We start from the raw sequence: 19,239 nt of genomic DNA, 5'->3' as shown, positions 1-19,239 counted from the left end.
CTCACCCGCTCATTCATCGAATGCGAAAAGACGGGCCAGGCGTGCCCGACATCATTGGAGTATCTGTGGCAATCATGAAAAAGCTTCGCTTGGCAACGCTCGCGGCAGGTCTTGCCGCCGTGGCGTCTTTCCTGCCGGTTGCGCCGGCTCACGCGCAAGCGCTGGGCGGCAACCGCGGTCAGACGGTCGATACGATCGCCGCAGTGGTCAACAACGGTGTCATCACGCGGCGTGAACTCGACGACCGCGTGGGCCTGATCACCCGCCGCCTGAACCAGCAGAACGCGCCGATTCCGCCGGCCGACCAGTTGCGTCAGCAGGTGCTCAATCAGATGGTGCTGGAGCGCATCCAGTTGCAGAAGGCGAAGGAAGTCGGCATCAATATCGACGACGCGGCCGTGCAGAAAACGCTCGAGCGGCTCGCGCAGGCGAACAATCTGTCGCTCGACATGTATCGCTCGCGGATCGAGGCGCAAGGCGTGCCTTGGACCACCTTCACGAGCGACGCGCGTACCGAACTCACGCTTTCGCGTCTGCGTGAAAAGGAAGTGGACAGCAAGGTCACGGTGTCGGACGCGGAAGTCGCGAACTACATCGCGAGTCAGCGCGGGCCGAATGCCGGCGCGACGAGCGACCTGCATATACAGCATATTTTGCTGAAGGCGCCGCTGAACGCGTCACAGACGGACATCGAAGCGGCTCAGAAAAAAGCCGAGGCATTGCTAGCGGAAGCTAAGGGCGGCGCCAACTTCGAGAAGCTCGCGAAGTCGAATTCGCAGGCGCCGGATGCGTCGAAGGGCGGCGATACGGGTTTCGCCGCGCCGTCGAAGTTGCCGCCGGAATTCGTCAAGGCGGCCGCGGCACTGCGTCCGGGCCAGGTCAATCCTGAACTGATCCGCACCAACGACGGTTTCGAGATCGTGCGCCTCGTCGATCGCCGCACCGGTCAAGGCACGAGTTCGGACGCGCCGAAGCTCGTGCAAACACACGTGCGCCACATCCTGCTGCGCATGGGTGACGGCATGTCGGAGCCGCAAGCGCGCCAGAAGCTGCTCGAAATCAAGAAGGAGATCGCGGCTGGCGGCGACTTCTCGAAGTTCGCTCATACCTACTCGCAAGACGGTTCGTCGTCGCAAGGCGGCGATCTGGGCTGGATCAGCCCGGGCGAAACGGTGCCGGAATTCGAGCGCGCAATGAACGGCTTGCAGGACGGCCAGATCAGCGACCCCGTGCGCAGCGAGTACGGCTATCACCTGATTCAGGTGCTGGAGCGTCGCGAAGCGGAAGGCTCGGTCGCGCAGCAAATGGACCTCGCGCGCCAGGCCATCGGTCAGCGCAAGGCGGAGCAGGCTTACGCCGACTGGCTGCGCGAACTGCGCGACACCGCTTATGTCGAAGTAAAGCCCGATCTGTCGAGCGTTCAGTAAGTATCATGACCACCGCCGCCCAGTCCGCCAGCTTGCCGTTGCACATCGCGATCACGACCGGCGAGCCGGCCGGCGTCGGCCCCGAACTGACGGCGCAGGCGCTTGCGGGTGCGGCCGCGCATTGGCCCGGCGCGCAATTCACCGTGCTGGGCGATGCGGCGCTTCTCGCGGAACGCGCGCGGGCAGTCGGCGTCGACTGGACTGCGCTCTTGGCGGACGCATCGCGCATTCGGGTGCAGCATCGGCCGCTCGGTGCGCCGACTGTCGCGGGCAAGCTGAATGCGGCGAATGGGCGCTACGTGCTGGATCTGCTCGATAACGCAATCGACGGCGCGGTGGCCGGCACATTCGATGCAATCGTCACCGCACCGCTGCAAAAGAGCACCATCAACGACGCCGGCGTGCCCTTTACCGGCCATACCGAATATCTTGCCGAACGCACGCACACGCCGCGCGTGGTGATGATGCTAGCGGGCACCGGCAAGCGTCCGTTGCGCGTGGCGCTCGCGACCACGCATTTGCCGTTGAAGGACGTTTCGGCCGCGCTTTCAATCGAGGGCCTCGTCGAAGTTCTGCGCATTGTCGATCACGATCTGCGGCATCACTTCGGCTTGCCTGCGCCGCGCATTCTTGTGACGGGACTGAACCCGCATGCGGGCGAAAACGGCTATCTGGGCCGCGAGGAAATCGACGTGATCGCGCCGGCGCTGAAGTTCGCGAACGATCAGGGCATCGACGCTCGCGGTCCTTATCCGGCTGACACGCTGTTCCAGCCGCGTTACCTGGATCAGGCCGACTGCGTGCTGGCCATGTTCCACGATCAGGGTTTGCCGGTGCTCAAGTACGCGACGTTCGGCGAAGGCATCAATATCACGCTTGGGCTTCCCATCATCCGCACGTCGGTCGACCACGGCACCGCGCTCGATCTCGCCGGCACCGGACGCGCCGACGCGGGCAGTTTGATTGCCGCCATCGACACCGCGGTTAGCATGGCGCAGCATCGCCGCACGGGCTGAGTCAGCGTTGCATCGGCGCCTCGCGCGGCCCCTGTGGCGAGTGCGGCTGTTGCAGCCAGCGTGGCGCTGAATCAGCCCATATTCCTTTCTCAAGCAGCTCTCTTTCTTTAGCGTTTCTTCGATGTCCACCAGCAGACAGCAACAGGGCCGGCACCAAGGTCATATCGCGCGCAAGCGTTTCGGGCAGAACTTTCTGGTCGACATGGGCGTGATCGATTCGATTGTCGATGTGATCCGGCCGCAACGCGGTGAGCGCATGGTCGAAATCGGTCCGGGGCTCGGCGCGCTAACCGGACCGCTGATCGAGCGTCTGGCCACGCCTGAGGCGCCCTTGCACGCTGTCGAACTGGACCGCGATCTGATTGGGCGTCTGAAGAACAAGTTCGGCGATCTGCTCGAACTGCATGCAGGCGATGCCCTCGCGTTCGACTTCGGCTCCCTGGCCGCGCCCGGCGACGAGCCAACGCTGCGCATTGTCGGTAACTTGCCGTACAACATTTCGAGCCCGCTGCTCTTTCACCTGACGTCGGTCGCGCATCGCGTGATCGATCAGCATTTCATGTTGCAGAACGAAGTGGTCGAGCGGATGGTGGCTGAGCCGGGCACCAAGGCGTTCAGCCGTCTCTCGGTGATGCTGCAGTACCGCTACGTGATCGACAAGCAACTCGACGTGCCGCCCGAGGCATTCCAACCGCCGCCCAAAGTGGATTCCGCGATCGTGCGAATGATTCCCTATGCACCGCACGAACTGACGCCGGTGGACGAGCGCGTGCTCGGCGAAGTGGTTACCGCGGCGTTCTCGCAGCGGCGCAAAATGCTGCGCAACACGCTGGCCGCGTTGCGCGACACGGTCGACTTCGACGCGATCGGCTTCGACTTGCAGCGCCGCGCCGAAGATGTGCCGGTGGCCGAATACGTGCGCATCGCGCAGATCGTGGCGGCTAAGCGTTAAGCGCCGTGCCCTGACTTTCGAGCACTAAGCCTGAGAGCCAAAAAGCGCCAGCCCCGAGTTCTCAGCCGCTAAGCCTGGAGCCGTGAAGCCTCAGGCGCAGCGGCTCAGAGCTCTGAACCACTCAGTTCATCGCTTGCCCGGCGCATTGACCAGCGCGATGCCGGTCAGCACCAGCACTGCGGCCATCAGGAACCGCAAGCTGAACGAGTCTCCCAACAGCAGCACGCCGAAGCTCACGCCGAATAGCGGCGTAAGAAACGAGAACACCGACAGGCGTGACGCGACATAACGCGTGAGCAGCCAGAACCACACCAGATAGCTGACGAAAGCGACGACCACGGCCTGATACGCGAGGCTAGCGATGGCCAACGGCGTGAGCGCGTCGACGTGCACCTGGCCGAGCCCAAGCGCCAGCGCGAGCAATACCACGGCGGACACCGCCAGTTGATAGAACAGCGTCTTGCTTGCGCTCGAGTGAGCGAGCCGCGTCGCGCGAACTACGACGGTCGTCGCGGCCCAGGCGATGCCCGCCAGCACACCCAGCGCGTCGCCGGCCACGGCCGCCAGTGTCGTGCCGCGCGCGGGGGCGCCGTGCAGGAAACCATCCGCGAAAGCCAGTGTCATGCCGGCGAATGCGAGGAAGATGCCGAGCCACTGAACGCGCCGCATCCGCTCGCCTTCGGCGAACCAATGCAGACCCAGTGCCGTAAAGCACGGCGCCGTGTACAGAAAGACTGCCATACGCGATGCACTCGTCAGCGTGAGGCCCAGGAAGATGCACACGAACTCGCCCGCGAACAGCATGCCCGCGAGCAGACCGGCGGCCAGCGTGCCGTCGTCGCGGAACAGCGGCGTGCCGCGCGAGCGCGCCCAGCCCCACACTAGCAGCGCTGCGATCGCCGAACGCAAGCCGGCCTGAAAGATCGGCGGCAGCGCGGCGTTGGTGCTCTTGATCGCCACTTGCTGGAATCCCCAGATCGCGCACAAGCCGACCATCAGCAGGACGGCGAAGCTATCGGGGGCGCGGCGCGCGGGCAGGGCGGTGGTGCTCATGGGCAGTGTGATTGACGATAGAGACAAGGCAGGGTTGACCGGCGCAGGTCCACACGATACCAAACCCGCCGCTTCGCCAGCCGATGACCCCACCGCCTACGCGTGCTTCTGACAAGTCGCAAGTCATTTGCCGATTTAAAGACGCCGGCGCAACTCGCGCGCAACACAAATTTCTTACCATTTTGATTTCGCGCTAAGGTTCGGCGACATGTGTTGTCAGTACATTCGTACGCGCGGCGTCGTCGGGTTCTAGCTCCGGTAGGAGCAGAGCCATAGAGTGGATGCACCGCGTCAGCAGACCAACTTTATCCGCGCAACGCGGAGCCTGTACCAGGACACGACATGAACACTTTCAGCAGATGCGCGGCGGCCGTGGCGTTGGCGTGGTTCGGTTGTCCGATCGCGCAGGCTCAATCCAGTGTGACGCTGTACGGCGTGGTCGACGAAAGCGTACGCTATCTGACCCACGCGAACAAAGCCGGCGATTCATCGGTCGGACTCGGCACCGGCGGCATGACGCAAAGCCGCTGGGGACTAAAAGGTGTCGAGGATCTCGGCGGCGGCTGGTCCACTTTTTTCAAGCTCGAAAACCGCCTGTATATCAACAGCGGGCAGAGCGATCCGACCTTGCCGTTCTTCAACGAAGCGCAGGTCGGCGTGCGCTCGAATTCGTACGGCCAGGTGATCGTGGGCCGTCAGTACAACGTGATGATTGAAGGCATCACCGTAGGCGGCTATGGCAGCAATCCCTGGATTCCCTACGATTTCAGCTTCCAGCCGGAAGTGACGATGACGGGCGGCATCTGGACCAGCAACCAGGTGCAGTATCAGGCGAGATACAACGGTTTCAGCTTCGCGGCCGGTTACGCGTTCGGCGGCAATGCCGGCAATTCGTATGGCAGCCAGATCGGCGCGGCGGCCGCTTACGCACCCGTGGGCGGACCGTTCAGCATCGGCGGCGCGTACGAGGAATCGAAAGATTCGGTCAACGGCGCGGCGGCCAAGGCCTGGACCTTCGGCGGCTCATACACGTGGGACAGGACGCGCTTTGCGGTGGGTTACATCGTCAATCGGGCCGACGCCGGTTTTGCGACTTTCGCCAACGGGCCGTTCACCGCGCCCGCGCTGACTGCGCTGAAATACACGGACTTCTCGCGCCGGCGCATGTTCATGGGCGGCATCACGCAGCAGGTGGGGAACGCTTGGCACTTCGCGGCGAATGTCTGGCGGACGTTGCAGGACGGCAAGACCGCCGCGAAAGACGGTTCGGCATGGCAATATCAGATCGTCGCCGACTACAACCTGTCAAAGCGCACCGACGCCTATCTGGAAGGCGATTATTCGCTGTATCGCGGCGATCTGATCGGCGCGCAACTGCAAGGTGTGAATGGCGTGGGACTCGCGCAGAAAGGCTCGCAAATCGGCTTGATGGCGGGATTGCGGCACCAGTTCTGATGCATTGGTTACGAGGCAGCGTCGGCGCGCTTCGTGCGCTTCGTGCGCCGGTTGAGCAGTATGCGTGGCCTGCAACGGCAGGCGATTCCGGGTACATTTACGCTCTCGACATCAAGCAATAGGGAGTACACGATGCGCCTGCTTCACACCATGCTCCGGGTCGGCGACCTCGACCGTTCGATCGCCTTCTACACCGAACTGCTCGGCATGAAGTTACTGCGCCGCCAGGATTATCCGGACGGAAAGTTCACGCTGGCGTTCGTCGGCTACACGGACGAGCGCGACGGCACTGTCATCGAATTGACGCATAACTGGGACACCCCGTCGTATGACCTTGGCAACGGCTTCGGGCATCTGGCGGTCGAAGTGGAAGACGCCTACGCGGCATGCGACAAGATCAAGGCGCAAGGCGGCACGGTCGTGCGTGAAGCCGGCCCGATGAAACACGGCACCACCGTGATTGCCTTCGTCACGGACCCGGACGGCTATAAGATAGAGTTCATCCAGAAGAAATAACGTTCGCGCCAGCGAGCCGAGGTCACATCGCATCACGTCATGAGCGACAACGATCCCTCGTTCAAGGAACTCGACGCGATCCACGTCGAAATCGAGGCATTGTTCGACGGCTCCGCGGACGACCTCGCGCTCGGACGGATCACGAGCCGCAGCGCGTGAGTGACGATTAACGCTGAGGCTCTCGCGTTTAAAGCGTCGGCAGTAATTCCGGCGGATGCGACTTCAGCGTCTGCCGCGCCTCGCGGAATTCCGGAAAAATCGATTCGACCGTTTGCCAGAAGCGCGGGCTGTGATTCATTTCGCGCAGATGCGCGAGTTCATGCGCGACGACATAATCGATAATGGAAAGCGGAAAGTGAATCAGCCGCCAGTTCAGGCGAATCTTGCCGTCACTCGAACAACTGCCCCAGCGCGTGGCTGCTGAAGAAAGCGCATACGCGCGATAGTTGACGCCCAGTTTCTCGGCGTAAATAACGAGGCGCTCACCGAACACTCGCTTCGCTTCGCCCTGCAACCAGCCTTGCACGCGGTCCTTGATCTGCTGTGGGTCTGCTTGCAAAGGCAGCGGCACTTGCAGCGCCGAGTCGTTCGCGCTGAAGGCGAGCATGCCTTGCGGCGACCCAAGCCTCACGCGTACCGGTTGACCGAGATAGGGCACTTCGGCGCCGTCTTTCCAGTCGACCTTCGGCAACGCGCGCTGTTCGACGCGCGTTTGCCATTCGATCAGTTTCGTGAAAATCCAGCGCTGCTTCTCGGTGATCGCGGTTTCGATATCGGCGAGCGTGACCCAGCGCGGCGCGGTGATCGTGAGACCGGTGCTGTCGATCGCAAAGCCAATCGAGCGCCGTGCCGAACGCTTGAGCGCGTAATGCAGCGTGCGTGAGCCGATGGTGAGACTGCGCAGCCTGCTGCCGTCCGGTGCAAGGGGCACGGCGGGCTGCTGTGCCGTGGACGATGCCGAAGGCGCGGAAGGTGACGGGGACGACGACGTGGACCCCGGCTCTGCAAAGAGCGGGAGATCGAGTTGCCGGTTATCAAGCGCCGCAGCGGGCTGCGGCGTAGGAGACTTCTGCATCGGATTCGGCTTCGCGCAAATACGCCTTCGAGGGCGTGGGCGCGTCAGATTGGTGCGGCGGCGGAGTTGCTTTCCGCCGCGCGGTACGCGGTAGGATCGATGCGACGCATCTCAGCTTCGATCCACTTTTCGACGCGCGTGTTCACTTCATCGGGCGTGAGCCCCGTCGTCTCAATCGGCTTGCCGATCGACACTGTGACTATACCCGCATATTTGAGAAACGAGTTGCGAGGCCACACACGTCCAGCGTTGTGCGCGATCGGCACGACCGGCGCGCCAGTGGCGATCGCAAAGCGCGCACCGCCGGTTTTGTACTTGCCTTGCTTGCCGGTCGGCGTGCGTGTGCCTTCCGGAAACATGATCACCCAGGCGCCTTCCGCCATGCGCGCCTTGCCTTGCCTGATGACCGACTCGAACGCGTACTTGCCTTCCTTGCGGTCGATGTGAACCATCTTCAGCATGCCGAGCGCCCAGCCGAAAAACGGCACGTACAGCAACTCGCGCTTGAACACATAGCACAACGGCCGCGGCATCAAGGCGGGAAAGGCCAGCGTCTCCCATGCGGATTGATGTTTCGACAACAGCACGGCCGGACCGTTGGGCAGATTCTCCATGCCTTCGATCCTGTAACGGATGCCGTTGAGCCAGCGCGCCGCCTTGAGCGTCGCGCTGCACCAGCCGGCCGCCATCCAGTAGCGTTTGTCGGCGCGCATGAACGGGAATGCGATGAAGCATGCGGTCGCGTACGGCACCGTGAATACGATGAAGTAAATCAGTAGCAGCAGGGAACGAATGAAGCGCATCAGCGTGGTCTGTGAGGGTTGGGGACGCGCGCGGCGCGTGTCACTCGTGAGCGTCGGCGAGAAAATCGAGCACGAACGTCCGCAGGTCGTCGTGGACAATTGTGCCTTCCGGCAGCCCGCCGGCCGCGAGCGTTTTACGGCCCTTGCCGGTCAGCACCAGATGAACGGGATGGCCGAGCGCCGCGCCCGCTTGCAGATCGCGCATCGCGTCGCCGACAACCGGCGTGTTCTCGGGGTCGACTTCGAAACGCTCGTTGATCATCTTCAGCATGCCGGGCTTCGGCTTGCGGCATTCGCAATGGTCCTCTGCCGTGTGCGGGCAGAAGAACACGGCGTCGATGCGCCCGCCGACCGCCGCCGCCATGCGATGCATCTTGAGGTGCATCGCGTTGAGCGCGGTCATGTCGAAAAGACCCCGGCCGATGCCCGACTGGTTCGTCGCCACCGCCACACGATAGCCCGCCTGGCTCAGACGCGCGATCGCTTCGAGCGAACCCGGCAACGCGACCCACTCGTCCGGCGACTTGATGAACGCGTCGGAATCGGCGTTGATTACGCCGTCGCGGTCGAGGATCACCACTTTTTTGGTCGGCATGGCGTGCGGCTCAGGCGGCGAGTCGGGAAATGTCCGCGACGCAATTCATCTGCTGATGCAGCGCGCCGAGCAAGGCCAGACGGTTGGCCCGCAACGCCGGGTCTTCCGCATTGACCATCACGTCGTTGAAGAACGTGTCGACCGGTTCGCGCAACGCGGCGAGCGCGGTCAGCGCACCGGTGTAGTCGCGTGCGGCGAGTTGCGACTGCACGCGCGGCGCGACCTGTTCGAGTTGCGCATTCAAGGCCTTTTCCGCCGGCTCCACCAGCAACGCGGACTGCACGCCGCCGCCAGTGGTGATGCCTTCCGACTTCTTCAGGATGTTCGAGATGCGCTTGTTGGCTGAGGCAAGCGATGCCGCTTCCGGCAGCGCCGCGAATTCGCGCACGGCATCGAGACGCGCGACGATATCGTCGAGACGCGTCGGATTGAGCGCCAGCACTGCGTCGACTTCATCCGGCGCATGTCCGCGTTCGCGCAGCAAGCCGCGCAGACGGTCCATGCTGAATTCGTAGATGGCTTGCGTCGAATCGGCGACGTTCGGCACGGCGGCGAATTGCGCGTAAGCGGTGCGCAGCAGTTCGACGAAGTCCACGGCCAGTTGCTTCTCGATCAGAATGCGCAGCACGCCGAGCGCGTGACGGCGCAGCGCGAACGGGTCTTTCTCGCCGGTGGGTTGCAGACCGATGCCCCAGATGCCGACCAGCGTTTCCAGCTTGTCGGCCAGCGCGACGACTGTGCCGGTTGCCGTGCCGGGCAATGCATCGCCGGAAAAACGCGGCTGATAATGTTCCGAGCACGCGAGCGCGACTTCTTCCGGCTCGCCGTCGTGGCGCGCGTAGTACGTGCCCATCGTGCCTTGCAACTCGGGGAATTCGCCGACCATGTCGGTGATCAGGTCGGCCTTGGCAAGACGCGCGGCGCGTTTTGCAAGCGCCACGTCCGCGCCGAGCAAACCGGCGATCGCGCCGGCCAGCGCTTCGACCCGCTCCACGCGTTGCAGCGCCGAACCGAGCTTGTTGTGATACACGACGTTCGCGAGCAAGGGCACGCGATCGGCGAGCGGCTTTTTCTTGTCCTGCTCGAAGAAGAACTTCGCGTCGGCGAGACGCGGACGCACGACACGCTCATTGCCTTCGACAATATCGCCCGGTGTCGACGTCTCGATGTTCGACACGATCAGGAAGCGCGAGCGCAGCTTGCCGTTCACATCCGTCAGCGCGAAGTATTTCTGGTTCGTCTGCATGGTGAGAATCAGACATTCCTGCGGCACTTGCAGGAATTCGTCCTCGAAACGGCATGCGTAGACCACCGGCCATTCGACCAGCGACGTCACTTCGTCCAGCAGCGATTCGGGCATCACGACCTGATCGCCGTCCGCTTGCGCGAGCAGATGCGTGCGGATGGTTTCCTTGCGGTCGGCGAAGTTCGCGACCACGTGGCCTTTGTGCATCAGCGTGTCGGCGTATGAATCCGCGTGCTGGATCTGCACGAAGCCTTCGGATAGGAAGCGATGGCCGAGCGTGGTGTCGTCCGCGTCGATGCCGAGCGCGCTGACCGGCACGACGCGCTCGCCATGCAACGCGGTCAGGCGATGCGCGGGACGCACGAACTGCACATCGGAGCCGTCCGGACGCTGATAGGTCATCGGCTTCGGAATTGGCAGTTTGGCGAGCGTTTCGCCGAGGGCGGCTTGCAGGCCTTCCGCGAGCGTGGCGCCCGGCGCTGCGTAGCGAAGGAAGAAGGCTTCCGCCTTGCCGTCCTGCGCGCGCTCCAGGTCGCTCACCGAGAAATCGGGGAAGCCGAGCGCGGCGAGCTTTTTCGCGAGTGGCGCGGTTGGCTGGCCGTCTTTATCGAGCGCGACGGAAACCGGCAGCACTTTTTCGCGCACATGCTTTTCCGGAGCAACCGCGCGCACGTTTCGGATGGTGACGGCGAGGCGGCGCGGCGTGGCAAAACGTTCAAACGACAGTTCGCCTTCGATCAGATCGCGCGCCGCGAGGCGCTCTGCAATACCTTCGGCGAAGGCGTCGCCGAGACGGGCGAGCGCTTTCGGCGGCAGTTCCTCGGTCAGTAGTTCGACCAGCAGGGTAGCTTGATGGGGTTGAGTCATTTCTTGATGTTCTCGTCAGTCCTGGTCGATCTTGCGTTCGACTTTCAGCGGCGGCGCCCACGCGGGCATGGCGGCGTCGTGCTCGTCGGTGGTGAGGCCGGGCACGCCGTGCACCGGATTGCCGAGCATCGGGAAGCCGAGTTTCTCGCGTGAATCGTAGTAAGCCTGCGCGACCAGACGCGACAGCGCGCGAATCCGGCCGATGTACGCCGCGCGTTCCGTGACCGAGATTGCGCCGCGCGCGTCGAGCAGGTTAAACGTGTGGCCGGCCTTCAGCACGAGTTCATAGGCGGGCAGCGCGATCTGCGCTTCGATCATGCGCTTCGCTTCCGCTTCATAGCTGTTGAAGAACGTGAACAGCAGATCGACGTTCGCGTGCTCGAAGTTATACGTGGACTGTTCGACTTCGTTCTGGTGATACACGTCGCCGTAAGTGAGGCGGCGCGTTTCCGGGCCGTTCGGGCCTTGCTCTTCCCACTCGGTCCAGACGAGGTCGTAGACGTTCTCGACCTTTTGAAGGTACATCGCGAGGCGCTCGAGGCCGTACGTGATTTCGCCGAGCACCGGCTTGCAGTCGAGACCGCCGACTTGCTGGAAGTAAGTGAACTGGGTCACTTCCATGCCGTTCAGCCACACTTCCCAGCCGAGGCCCCACGCGCCGAGCGTGGGATTTTCCCAGTCGTCTTCGACGAAGCGCACGTCGTTCTGCTTCAGGTCGAAGCCGAGCGCTCCGAGTGAGCCGAGATACAGATCCAGGATGTTTTCCGGCGCGGGCTTTAGTACGACCTGGTACTGGTAATAGTGCTGCAGACGGTTTGGGTTCTCGCCATAGCGGCCGTCTTTCGGACGGCGCGACGGTTGGACATACGCGGCACGCCACGGCTCCGGGCCGATTGCACGCAGGAAAGTGTGAACGTGCGAGGTGCCCGCGCCGACTTCCATGTCGATCGGCTGGAGCAATGCGCAACCCTGCTTATCCCAATAGGATTGCAGTGTCAGAATGATTTGCTGAAACGTGAGCATGAAGTGCCTTTCGGGCATGAGGCCGCGCCGCGAGCGCATGAACGCGCGGGGCGACCGTGGAGCGAAGTGCTAAACCCGAGATTTTAACGGAAAGGCGGGGGGGCGTCCGTTTTTGAAGACCGTGACGGACATGCTGCCGCGTAAGCCTGCGCGATACGCGGACGCGGCTTCGCCGTATTTTGGTGCGACGACGTGATGTGCGCGTCGGCAGCCTCGCGCGTCTTTGTTTGCAACGACTTTGATTACAGGTAGCCTGGAATTTTCGCCTTGCAGGCTTCAAGCGCTTCCGTACTTGAATCGGTTACGCCAGATCGGTATTGGCAATAGTCAGCAAAATGCGAGTGGTCGGATGGGGGTGGCCATCTTTTTTGAATTGCCTTCACGGCGCGCCGAGTCTTTTCGAGGACTGGCCTTCGCCTAAACGCAACGAGCATTGCTTTTCGCCCCTTACCCCACCGCCAACTCCGCCCTCGGCGAAAACGAATCGCTTTGCGCGACCGGCCACCACTTCTCATACAACGAGTAACGATAATTCCCGTTGAGCAGATCATCCGGATCGAGATACTTCAGCAACTCGGACATCAACTGGACCTCATGCGACGACACGCGCCGCACGATGTGATGCGCGCGCAACTCAGCCGGATGCTTCAGCCCGGCAGCCTGAATGATTTCCTTCAGTGCATGCAGCGTGTTGTGATGGAAGTTGAAGACACGATCGGCCTTGTCCGGCACGACGAGCGCACGCTGGCGCACCGGGTCTTGCGTTGCGACGCCCGTCGGGCAGCGTCCTGTGTGACAGGTTTGCGCCTGAATGCAGCCCACCGCGAACATGAAACCGCGCGCCGCGTTGATCCAATCCGCGCCGATGGCGAGTGTCTTCGTGATGTCGAACGCGGTGATCATCTTGCCGCTCGCGCCGATGCGAATCCTTTGCCGCAAGCCGATGCCCACGAGCGTGTTGTGCACCAGCAGCAGGCCTTCCTGCAAGGGCACGCCGACGTGATCGGTGAACTCGAGCGGCGCCGCGCCCGTTCCGCCTTCCGCGCCATCCACGACGATGAAGTCCGGCAGAATGCCTGTCTCCAGCATCGCCTTCGCAATACCGAAGAATTCCCACGGATGCCCAATGCACAGCTTGAACCCGGTCGGCTTGCCGCCCGACAGGGTGCGCAAACGGTCGACGAATTCGAGCAGGCCGCGCGGCGTCGAAAACTCCGAATGGGTGGCCGGCGAAATGCAGTCGCGGCCCATCGGCACGCCGCGCGTTTCCGCGATTTCAGGCGTGATCTTTGCGGCCGGCAGCACACCGCCATGACCGGGCTTCGCACCTTGCGACAGCTTCACCTCGATCATTTTCACTTGCGGCTCGGCGGCCTGCTTCGCGAACTTTTCCGCGCTGAACGTGCCGTCGTCGTTACGGCAGCCGAAATAGCCCGACGCGATTTCCCAGATGATGTCGCCGCCGTGCTCGCGGTGATACTTCGACATCGAGCCTTCGCCCGTGTCGTGCGCAAAGTTGCCTTTTTTCGCGCCGAGGTTCAGTGCCATGATCGCGTTCGCGGACAGCGAGCCGAAGCTCATCGCCGAGACGTTGAAGATCGACATCGAGTAAGGCTGCGCGCGATCGGCGCCGACTAGGATGCGGAAGTCGTGATGGTCGAGCCTGGTCGGCGCGAGCGAGTGGCTGATCCATTCGTGCGCGACGGCCTTCACGTCGACCTCGGTTCCGTACGGTCGGCTGTCCACGTCGTTTTTCGCGCGCTGATAGACGATGCTGCGTTGAGCGCGCGAGAACGGCTTTTCATCCGTATCGCCCTCGACGAAATACTGGCGAATTTCCGGGCGAATGAACTCGAACAGAAAACGTAAATGCCCCCACAGCGGATAGTTGCGCAGAATCGCGTGCCGCTGCTGCGTCAGATCGAACAGGCCGAGTGCGACGAGCGCGACCGGCACGACGATGCAGAACCACGAAACGTAGTGCGTCGTGGCGAGCGCCGCGCAAACGGCGAGCAGCGCGACTGCGCACCACATGGCGAAATAACGTCGAGAAAGCATGGGGACTCCGGTGCAGTGAAGATCGTCACGGAGGGATCGTCGGCGCTGGAGGCGCGGACGGATCCACCGCGAGGGAAAACGAGCGACTGCTTGTCAGGGAGACGCCAGGTGTGGGAAGAAGTGAGCTGTATTAACGTGCGCTGAACAACGCCGCCTTCTGCGGCTCGCGCGCGGCTGGCTTCCCGGTCTCCGCATGTTCGATGATGCCGCCGCCCAGACACACGTCGCCATCGTAAAGCACGGCGGATTGCCCTGGTGTGACAGCCCACTGCGCGTCGTCGAAAGTGAGTTGGAAGAGGCCTTCGCCGTGGTTCGCCGTCTTGAACGAGCAGGGTGCATCCGCTTGCCGGTAACGGGTTTTCGCGCCGCAGGCGAAGCCTTCCGCTGGCGGCTCGCCCGCGACCCAGCTCGTGTTGCCCGCGCTGAGCGTATGACTCAGGAGCCATGGATGATCGTGGCCTTGCGCGACATACAGCGTATTTGACGGGATGTCCTTGCCCGCCACGAACCACGGCTCGCCGCTGCCGTCCTTGCTGCCGCCGAGGCCAATGCCCTTGCGCTGCCCAAACGTGTAGAACGCCAGGCCGATGTGTTCGCCGACCGTTTTGCCGTCGGTGGTTTTCATCGAGCCTGGCTTGGTCGGGAGATAGCGGTTCAGGAAGTCGCGGAACGGCCGTTCACCGATAAAACAGATGCCGGTCGAATCCTTTTTCCTGGCATTGGGCAGCGCGATCTGTTCGGCGATTTCGCGCACCTTCGTCTTCGGAATCTCGCCCAACGGAAACAGCGTTTTCGACAACTGTGCCTGATTCAAGCGGTGCAGAAAGTACGACTGATCTTTCGTAGGGTCGAACGCCTTCAGCAGTTCGAAGCGGCCATTGTTTTCACGCACGCGCGCGTAGTGTCCGGTCGCGATGGTTTCGGCACCAAGCGACATAGCGTGATCGAGGAAGGCCTTGAACTTGATTTCGGCGTTGCACAGCACGTCTGGGTTCGGTGTGCGGCCGGCTGAATATTCGCGCAGGAATTCGGCGAACACGCGGTCTTTGTACTCGGCCGCGAAATTGACCGCTTCCACGTCGATGCCGATCAGGTCCGCGACCGACACCACGTCGATCCAGTCCTGCCGCGTTGAGCAGTATTCGCTGTCGTCGTCGTCTTCCCAGTTTTTCATGAACAGGCCGACCACGTCGTAGCCCTGTTCCTTCAGCAGCCACGCGGTGACCGACGAATCGACGCCGCCCGACATGCCTACTACGACTTTCTGCTTGCTCATAAGATGCTCACTGGGTACTGCTTGACTTCATGGATCGTGGGTCGCGGCTACCGCGATGTTTATCTTTTTGGCCCGACCGAATGCGTGTGCACGAAGTCGAGCGGGAAACGCCGGCCTGCCAGGTAATCGTCGACACACTGCATGACGAGCGGCGTGCGATGCCGTTCGGAGCAGGCGCGCAAGTCGTCGGCGCTCATCCACAAGGTTCGAACGATGTCGGGATCGAGCGTGCGTGCCGCCTCCGGCTCGCCGCCTGTCCCGCAATAGGTGAATCGCAGGTAGGTTACGCCTGCGCTCACGCCGTCATTGCCCGGCCGCTCGAAATGCGTCATGTACATGCCGACCAGCGCCTCGGGCGTGAACGGATGCGCGGTTTCCTCGAGTGTTTCACGGATCACCGCTTCCAGCAGCGTTTCGCCGGCTTCAAGATGGCCGGCCGGCTGATTGAGGCGCAAGCCTGCGGCGGTATGTTCCTCGACCACGAGAAAGCGCCCGTCACGCTCGACGATGGCCGCGACGGTCACATGCGGCAGCCAGGTTTCCGGTTTCATGGATGCGCATTTTACCGTTTATGGCCGCGGACTGCCGGGAGGCGGGCGGCTGGTTTCGGAGCGACGCCCTTCCGGCGCGCGGCTTCAGGGCGCCTCGGTACCGGCGGTTGACTGCGCGACACCATAGCCCGCCGGCAACCCCGGATTGTCCCCGATTTCTGCGGTCCCCCAGGTTTCGGGTAAAGTGAGGCGTTAGCCGTTGCACCTGCAAGCCGGCGTGCCTCGTCGGCCAATCTGTCGTCAAACAGTAAGTCGAGGAGGAAGAACGATGCACATCGGAGTGCCAGCCGAGACGCGCGCGCACGAAACCCGCGTCGCCGCGACGCCCGAAACGGTCAAAAAGTACGTGGCCCAGGGCCATCGGGTCACCATCCAGAGCGGCGCCGGCACCGGCGCAAGCTTTCCCGACGACGCCTTCACAGCCGCCGGCGCGGAAATCGTCGATGCGGCCACTGCTTTCGGCGCCGAGCTCGTCCTCAAGGTTCAGTCTCCAACCGATGCCGAACTGCCGCTGCTTAGACGCGGCGCGACGCTGGTAGGCATGCTCGATCCTTTTAATACCGAAAACTCATCGAAGCTGGCCGCGGCCGGCGTCACCGCGTTCGCGCTCGAAGCCGCGCCAAGAACCACGCGCGCCCAGAGCCTCGACGTGCTGTCGTCGCAGGCGAACATCGCCGGATACAAGGCGGTGCTGCTGGCCGCCACGCTCTATCCGCGCTTTATGCCGATGCTGATGACGGCGGCCGGCACGGTAAAAGCGGCCCGCGTGCTGATTCTCGGGGCGGGCGTGGCAGGCCTGCAGGCGATTGCGACCGCCAAGCGTCTGGGCGCCGTGATCGAAGCCTCGGACGTGCGCCCGGCCGTGAAGGAGCAGATCGAATCGCTCGGCGCCAAATTCCTCGACGTGCCCTACGAAACCGAGGAGGAGCGCGAAGCCGCGCAAGGTGTGGGCGGTTATGCGCGGCCTATGCCGCCGTCCTGGCTCACGCGTCAGTCGGCGCTGGTCCACGAGCGCGCGAAGCAGGCCGACGTCGTGATCTCCACCGCGCTGATTCCCGGCCGCGCGGCGCCGACGCTGATCTCCGTCGAAACGGTGCAGGCGATGAAACCCGGCTCCGTGCTGGTCGATCTCGCCGCTGGCCGCGGTGCCGAGTATGAAGGCCAGCGCGGCGGCAACTGTCCGCTCACCGAAGCCGACAAGGTGGTCGTCAAGCACGGCGTGACGATTGTCGGCTATACGAATCTCGCCTCGATGGTGCCCGCCGACGCCTCGTCGCTGTATGCACGCAACCTGCTCGACTTCCTCAAGCTGATCGTGACGAAGGAAGGCACGCTGAACATCGACCTCGCCGACGATATCGTCGCGGCCACGCTGCTGGCCCGCGACGGCGAAGTCGCGCGCAAGGCATAAAACGAATCCACCTAGGAGAAACGGCGATGGAAGTGCTCAACCACACCGTCATCAACCTGATCATTTTTGTGCTGGCGATCTACGTCGGTTACCACGTGGTCTGGAACGTCACCCCCGCGCTGCACACGCCGCTGATGGCGGTGACCAACGCGATCTCGGCGATCGTGATTGTCGGCGCGATGCTGGCCACCGGCCTCACGCTGGGCGCACCGGGCAAGTTCTTCGGCACGCTCGCCGTCGCGCTCGCCGCGGTCAACGTATTCGGCGGCTTTCTGGTGACAAGACGGATGCTCGAGATGTTCCGCAAGAAAGAGCCGAAGAAACTCATCGCCGACAAGACGAAGGAGAACGCGTAATGAGTCTGAACGTCGTCACGCTGCTTTATCTGGTCGCGTCGGTCTGCTTCATCCAGGCGCTCAAGGGGCTGTCGAATCCGAAGACCGCGCGCATCGGCAATACGTTCGGCATGGTTGGGATGGCGATTGCGATCCTCACGACCATCGCGCTGATCGCGAGGCAAGCCAACGCGCTCGGCTCGAATCTTGGCTTGGGGCTGGGTCTGCTGCTGGTTGCGCTGATTATCGGCGGCACGGTCGGCGCGTTTGTCGCCGCGCGCGTCGAGATGACGAAGATGCCGGAACTGGTCGCGGCCATGCACTCGCTGATCGGTCTCGCCGCCGTCTGCATCGCGTATGCGGTGGTGTCGGAGCCGGCCGCGTTCGGTCTTATCGATCCCGAGTATCCGGTGCCGGGCTTCCTGCCTTACGGCAATCGCGTCGAACTGTTTATCGGCACGTTCGTCGGCGCGATTACTTTTAGCGGTTCGGTGATCGCGTTCGGCAAGCTCTCGGGCAAGTACAAGTTTCGCCTCTTCCAGGGCGCGCCGGTCGTGTACGCGGGTCAGCATCTGATCAACCTGATGCTCGCGCTCGCGATGCTCGGCTTCGGCATCATCTTCTTCTTCACGCAGTCGTGGCTGCCGTTCATCATCATGACGGTGATCGCGTTCGTGCTTGGCGTGCTGATCATCATTCCGATCGGCGGCGCGGATATGCCGGTGGTCGTGTCGATGCTCAATTCGTACTCGGGCTGGGCGGCGGCGGGCATCGGCTTCTCGCTGAACAATCCGATGCTGATCATCGCCGGGTCGCTCGTCGGCTCGTCGGGTGCGATCCTGTCGTACATCATGTGCCGCGCGATGAACCGTTCATTCTTCAACGTGATTCTCGGCGGCTTCGGCAACGAGCCGGGCGCGGCGGCGGCGGGCGGCTCGGCGGAGCAGCGTCCAGTGAAATCCGGTTCGGCTGATGATGCATCGTTCATGCTCGGCAACGCCGAAACCGTGGTGATCGTGCCGGGTTATGGGTTGGCCGTGGCGCGTGCGCAGCATGCGTTGAAGGAACTGACCGACAAGCTGGTGGAGAAGGGCATCGAGGTGAAGTACGCGATTCACCCGGTGGCCGGACGCATGCCTGGCCATATGAACGTGCTGCTCGCGGAAGCGGAAGTGCCGTACGACATGGTGTTCGAGATGGACGACATCAACGGCGAGTTCGGTCAGGTCGACGTGGTGCTGGTGCTCGGTGCGAACGACGTGGTGAACCCGGCCGCGAAGAACGATCCGAAGTCGCCGATTGCGGGCATGCCGATCATCGAGGCTTATAAGGCGCGCACTGTCATTGTGAACAAACGCTCGATGGCGGCGGGGTACGCCGGGCTCGACAACGACCTGTTCTACATGGACAAGACGATGATGGTGTTCGGCGACGCGAAGAAGGTGATCGAGGATATGGTGAAGTCGGTGGACTGAGCACGTGCAAGGGGCTCGCGGCTTGCCTTGCCGGCGGCCGCGAGACTCTGAGCTGGCAGCTTGAACGCGGATGCGGAATCCGGCGGCCGCTTTCCCGCGCTGCGT

The 19,239-nt window shown here is 62.9% G+C and carries 17 protein-coding genes; 8 read left to right on the top strand and 9 right to left on the bottom strand.

The genetic code is table 11. The annotated features are described in order from the left end of the window. The first annotated feature begins 65 nt into the window (after window positions 1-65). The 3 genes from C0Z16_RS02170 to rsmA all read left to right on the top strand — a co-directional run bounded on the left by C0Z16_RS02170 (window position 66) and on the right by rsmA (window position 3,395). Window positions 66-1,427 (top strand): peptidylprolyl isomerase, encoded by a 1,362-nt coding sequence (locus C0Z16_RS02170; protein ID WP_175130610.1) that lies wholly within the window; start codon window positions 66-68, stop codon window positions 1,425-1,427. Between the two features lie 5 nt (window positions 1,428-1,432). Continuing rightward, window positions 1,433-2,443, top strand: coding sequence for a 4-hydroxythreonine-4-phosphate dehydrogenase PdxA (gene pdxA, locus C0Z16_RS02165; RefSeq protein WP_102630576.1), 1,011 nt, complete (start codon window positions 1,433-1,435; stop codon window positions 2,441-2,443). A gap of 121 nt (window positions 2,444-2,564) precedes the next feature. After that, window positions 2,565-3,395 (top strand): 16S rRNA (adenine(1518)-N(6)/adenine(1519)-N(6))-dimethyltransferase RsmA, encoded by an 831-nt coding sequence (rsmA, locus tag C0Z16_RS02160; protein WP_102630575.1) that lies wholly within the window; start codon window positions 2,565-2,567, stop codon window positions 3,393-3,395. Between the two features lie 126 nt (window positions 3,396-3,521). Here rsmA and C0Z16_RS02155 read toward each other — a convergent pair whose 3' ends face one another. After that, window positions 3,522-4,448 (bottom strand): DMT family transporter, encoded by a 927-nt coding sequence (locus tag C0Z16_RS02155; protein ID WP_102630574.1) that lies wholly within the window; start codon window positions 4,446-4,448, stop codon window positions 3,522-3,524. A 342-nt stretch (window positions 4,449-4,790) separates the two neighbouring features. Here C0Z16_RS02155 and C0Z16_RS02150 point away from each other — a divergent pair, with 342 nt between their 5' ends. Both C0Z16_RS02150 and gloA read left to right on the top strand, forming a co-directional pair. Next, window positions 4,791-5,903, top strand: coding sequence for a porin (locus C0Z16_RS02150; RefSeq protein WP_102630573.1), 1,113 nt, complete (start codon window positions 4,791-4,793; stop codon window positions 5,901-5,903). Window positions 5,904-6,035: 132 nt separating this feature from the next. Further along, the gene (gloA, locus tag C0Z16_RS02145; protein ID WP_102630572.1) at window positions 6,036-6,419 is read left to right on the top strand and encodes a lactoylglutathione lyase; all 384 of its coding nucleotides are present in this window, start codon (window positions 6,036-6,038) and stop codon (window positions 6,417-6,419) included. A 187-nt stretch (window positions 6,420-6,606) separates the two neighbouring features. On the opposite strand, the gene C0Z16_RS02140 is transcribed toward gloA, so the two are convergent. The 8 genes from C0Z16_RS02140 to C0Z16_RS02105 form a co-directional block, all read right to left on the bottom strand. After that, a complete protein-coding gene (locus C0Z16_RS02140; protein WP_102630571.1) occupies window positions 6,607-7,494 on the bottom strand; it encodes a M48 family metallopeptidase in 888 nt (295 codons plus the stop codon). Window positions 7,495-7,538: 44 nt separating this feature from the next. Then, window positions 7,539-8,297 (bottom strand): lysophospholipid acyltransferase family protein, encoded by a 759-nt coding sequence (locus C0Z16_RS02135; protein WP_102630570.1) that lies wholly within the window; start codon window positions 8,295-8,297, stop codon window positions 7,539-7,541. 40 nt (window positions 8,298-8,337) lie between these two features. Beyond that, complete coding sequence (gmhB, locus tag C0Z16_RS02130) at window positions 8,338-8,892, bottom strand: D-glycero-beta-D-manno-heptose 1,7-bisphosphate 7-phosphatase (RefSeq protein ID WP_102630569.1); 555 nt, start codon at window positions 8,890-8,892, stop codon at window positions 8,338-8,340. Between the two features lie 10 nt (window positions 8,893-8,902). Next, on the bottom strand, window positions 8,903-11,005 hold the full coding sequence (glyS, locus tag C0Z16_RS02125) for a glycine--tRNA ligase subunit beta (RefSeq protein ID WP_102630568.1): 2,103 nt from the start codon (window positions 11,003-11,005) through the stop codon (window positions 8,903-8,905). Between the two features lie 15 nt (window positions 11,006-11,020). Continuing rightward, window positions 11,021-12,028 (bottom strand): glycine--tRNA ligase subunit alpha, encoded by a 1,008-nt coding sequence (gene glyQ, locus C0Z16_RS02120; protein ID WP_102630637.1) that lies wholly within the window; start codon window positions 12,026-12,028, stop codon window positions 11,021-11,023. Window positions 12,029-12,475: 447 nt separating this feature from the next. After that, entirely contained in the window at window positions 12,476-14,086 is a 1,611-nt protein-coding gene (locus C0Z16_RS02115; RefSeq protein ID WP_102630567.1) for an FMN-binding glutamate synthase family protein, read from the bottom strand. Between the two features lie 130 nt (window positions 14,087-14,216). After that, complete coding sequence (gene mnmA / locus C0Z16_RS02110; RefSeq protein WP_102630566.1) at window positions 14,217-15,362, bottom strand: tRNA 2-thiouridine(34) synthase MnmA; 1,146 nt, start codon at window positions 15,360-15,362, stop codon at window positions 14,217-14,219. Window positions 15,363-15,421: 59 nt separating this feature from the next. Beyond that, the gene (locus tag C0Z16_RS02105) at window positions 15,422-15,913 is read right to left on the bottom strand and encodes an NUDIX hydrolase (RefSeq protein WP_102630565.1); all 492 of its coding nucleotides are present in this window, start codon (window positions 15,911-15,913) and stop codon (window positions 15,422-15,424) included. A 268-nt stretch (window positions 15,914-16,181) separates the two neighbouring features. Between C0Z16_RS02105 and C0Z16_RS02100 the strand changes: the two genes are divergently transcribed. The 3 genes from C0Z16_RS02100 to C0Z16_RS02090 are packed head-to-tail and all read left to right on the top strand — an operon-like array spanning window position 16,182 to window position 19,134. Continuing rightward, a complete protein-coding gene (locus C0Z16_RS02100; RefSeq protein ID WP_102630564.1) occupies window positions 16,182-17,324 on the top strand; it encodes a Re/Si-specific NAD(P)(+) transhydrogenase subunit alpha in 1,143 nt (380 codons plus the stop codon). A gap of 26 nt (window positions 17,325-17,350) precedes the next feature. Then, window positions 17,351-17,680 (top strand): NAD(P) transhydrogenase subunit alpha, encoded by a 330-nt coding sequence (locus tag C0Z16_RS02095; protein WP_102630563.1) that lies wholly within the window; start codon window positions 17,351-17,353, stop codon window positions 17,678-17,680. Continuing rightward, window positions 17,680-19,134: an NAD(P)(+) transhydrogenase (Re/Si-specific) subunit beta gene (locus C0Z16_RS02090; protein ID WP_102630562.1), complete on the top strand. Its 1,455-nt coding sequence runs from the start codon at window positions 17,680-17,682 to the stop codon at window positions 19,132-19,134. Before C0Z16_RS02095 ends, C0Z16_RS02090 begins: the two co-directional genes overlap by 1 nt. Window positions 19,135-19,239 lie beyond the last annotated feature (105 nt).

Source organism: Paraburkholderia rhynchosiae, from assembly GCF_002879865.1.
Taxonomy (GTDB): domain Bacteria; phylum Pseudomonadota; class Gammaproteobacteria; order Burkholderiales; family Burkholderiaceae; genus Paraburkholderia; species Paraburkholderia rhynchosiae.
This window is presented reverse-complemented; position numbering and strand designations above follow the sequence as displayed.

Coding starts and splice junctions, on each gene's coding strand:
- pdxA (WP_102630576.1), top strand. CDS start 1,433: ATGACCACCGCCGCCCAGTCCGCCAGCTTGCCGTTGCACATCGCGATC.
- rsmA (WP_102630575.1), top strand. CDS start 2,565: ATGTCCACCAGCAGACAGCAACAGGGCCGGCACCAAGGTCATATCGCG.
- C0Z16_RS02155 (WP_102630574.1), bottom strand. CDS start 4,448: ATGAGCACCACCGCCCTGCCCGCGCGCCGCGCCCCCGATAGCTTCGCC.
- C0Z16_RS02150 (WP_102630573.1), top strand. CDS start 4,791: ATGAACACTTTCAGCAGATGCGCGGCGGCCGTGGCGTTGGCGTGGTTC.
- gloA (WP_102630572.1), top strand. CDS start 6,036: ATGCGCCTGCTTCACACCATGCTCCGGGTCGGCGACCTCGACCGTTCG.
- C0Z16_RS02140 (WP_102630571.1), bottom strand. CDS start 7,494: ATGCAGAAGTCTCCTACGCCGCAGCCCGCTGCGGCGCTTGATAACCGG.
- C0Z16_RS02135 (WP_102630570.1), bottom strand. CDS start 8,297: ATGCGCTTCATTCGTTCCCTGCTGCTACTGATTTACTTCATCGTATTC.
- gmhB (WP_102630569.1), bottom strand. CDS start 8,892: ATGCCGACCAAAAAAGTGGTGATCCTCGACCGCGACGGCGTAATCAAC.
- glyS (WP_102630568.1), bottom strand. CDS start 11,005: ATGACTCAACCCCATCAAGCTACCCTGCTGGTCGAACTACTGACCGAG.
- glyQ (WP_102630637.1), bottom strand. CDS start 12,028: ATGCTCACGTTTCAGCAAATCATTCTGACACTGCAATCCTATTGGGAT.
- C0Z16_RS02115 (WP_102630567.1), bottom strand. CDS start 14,086: ATGCTTTCTCGACGTTATTTCGCCATGTGGTGCGCAGTCGCGCTGCTC.
- mnmA (WP_102630566.1), bottom strand. CDS start 15,362: ATGAGCAAGCAGAAAGTCGTAGTAGGCATGTCGGGCGGCGTCGATTCG.
- C0Z16_RS02105 (WP_102630565.1), bottom strand. CDS start 15,913: ATGAAACCGGAAACCTGGCTGCCGCATGTGACCGTCGCGGCCATCGTC.
- C0Z16_RS02100 (WP_102630564.1), top strand. CDS start 16,182: ATGCACATCGGAGTGCCAGCCGAGACGCGCGCGCACGAAACCCGCGTC.
- C0Z16_RS02095 (WP_102630563.1), top strand. CDS start 17,351: ATGGAAGTGCTCAACCACACCGTCATCAACCTGATCATTTTTGTGCTG.
- C0Z16_RS02090 (WP_102630562.1), top strand. CDS start 17,680: ATGAGTCTGAACGTCGTCACGCTGCTTTATCTGGTCGCGTCGGTCTGC.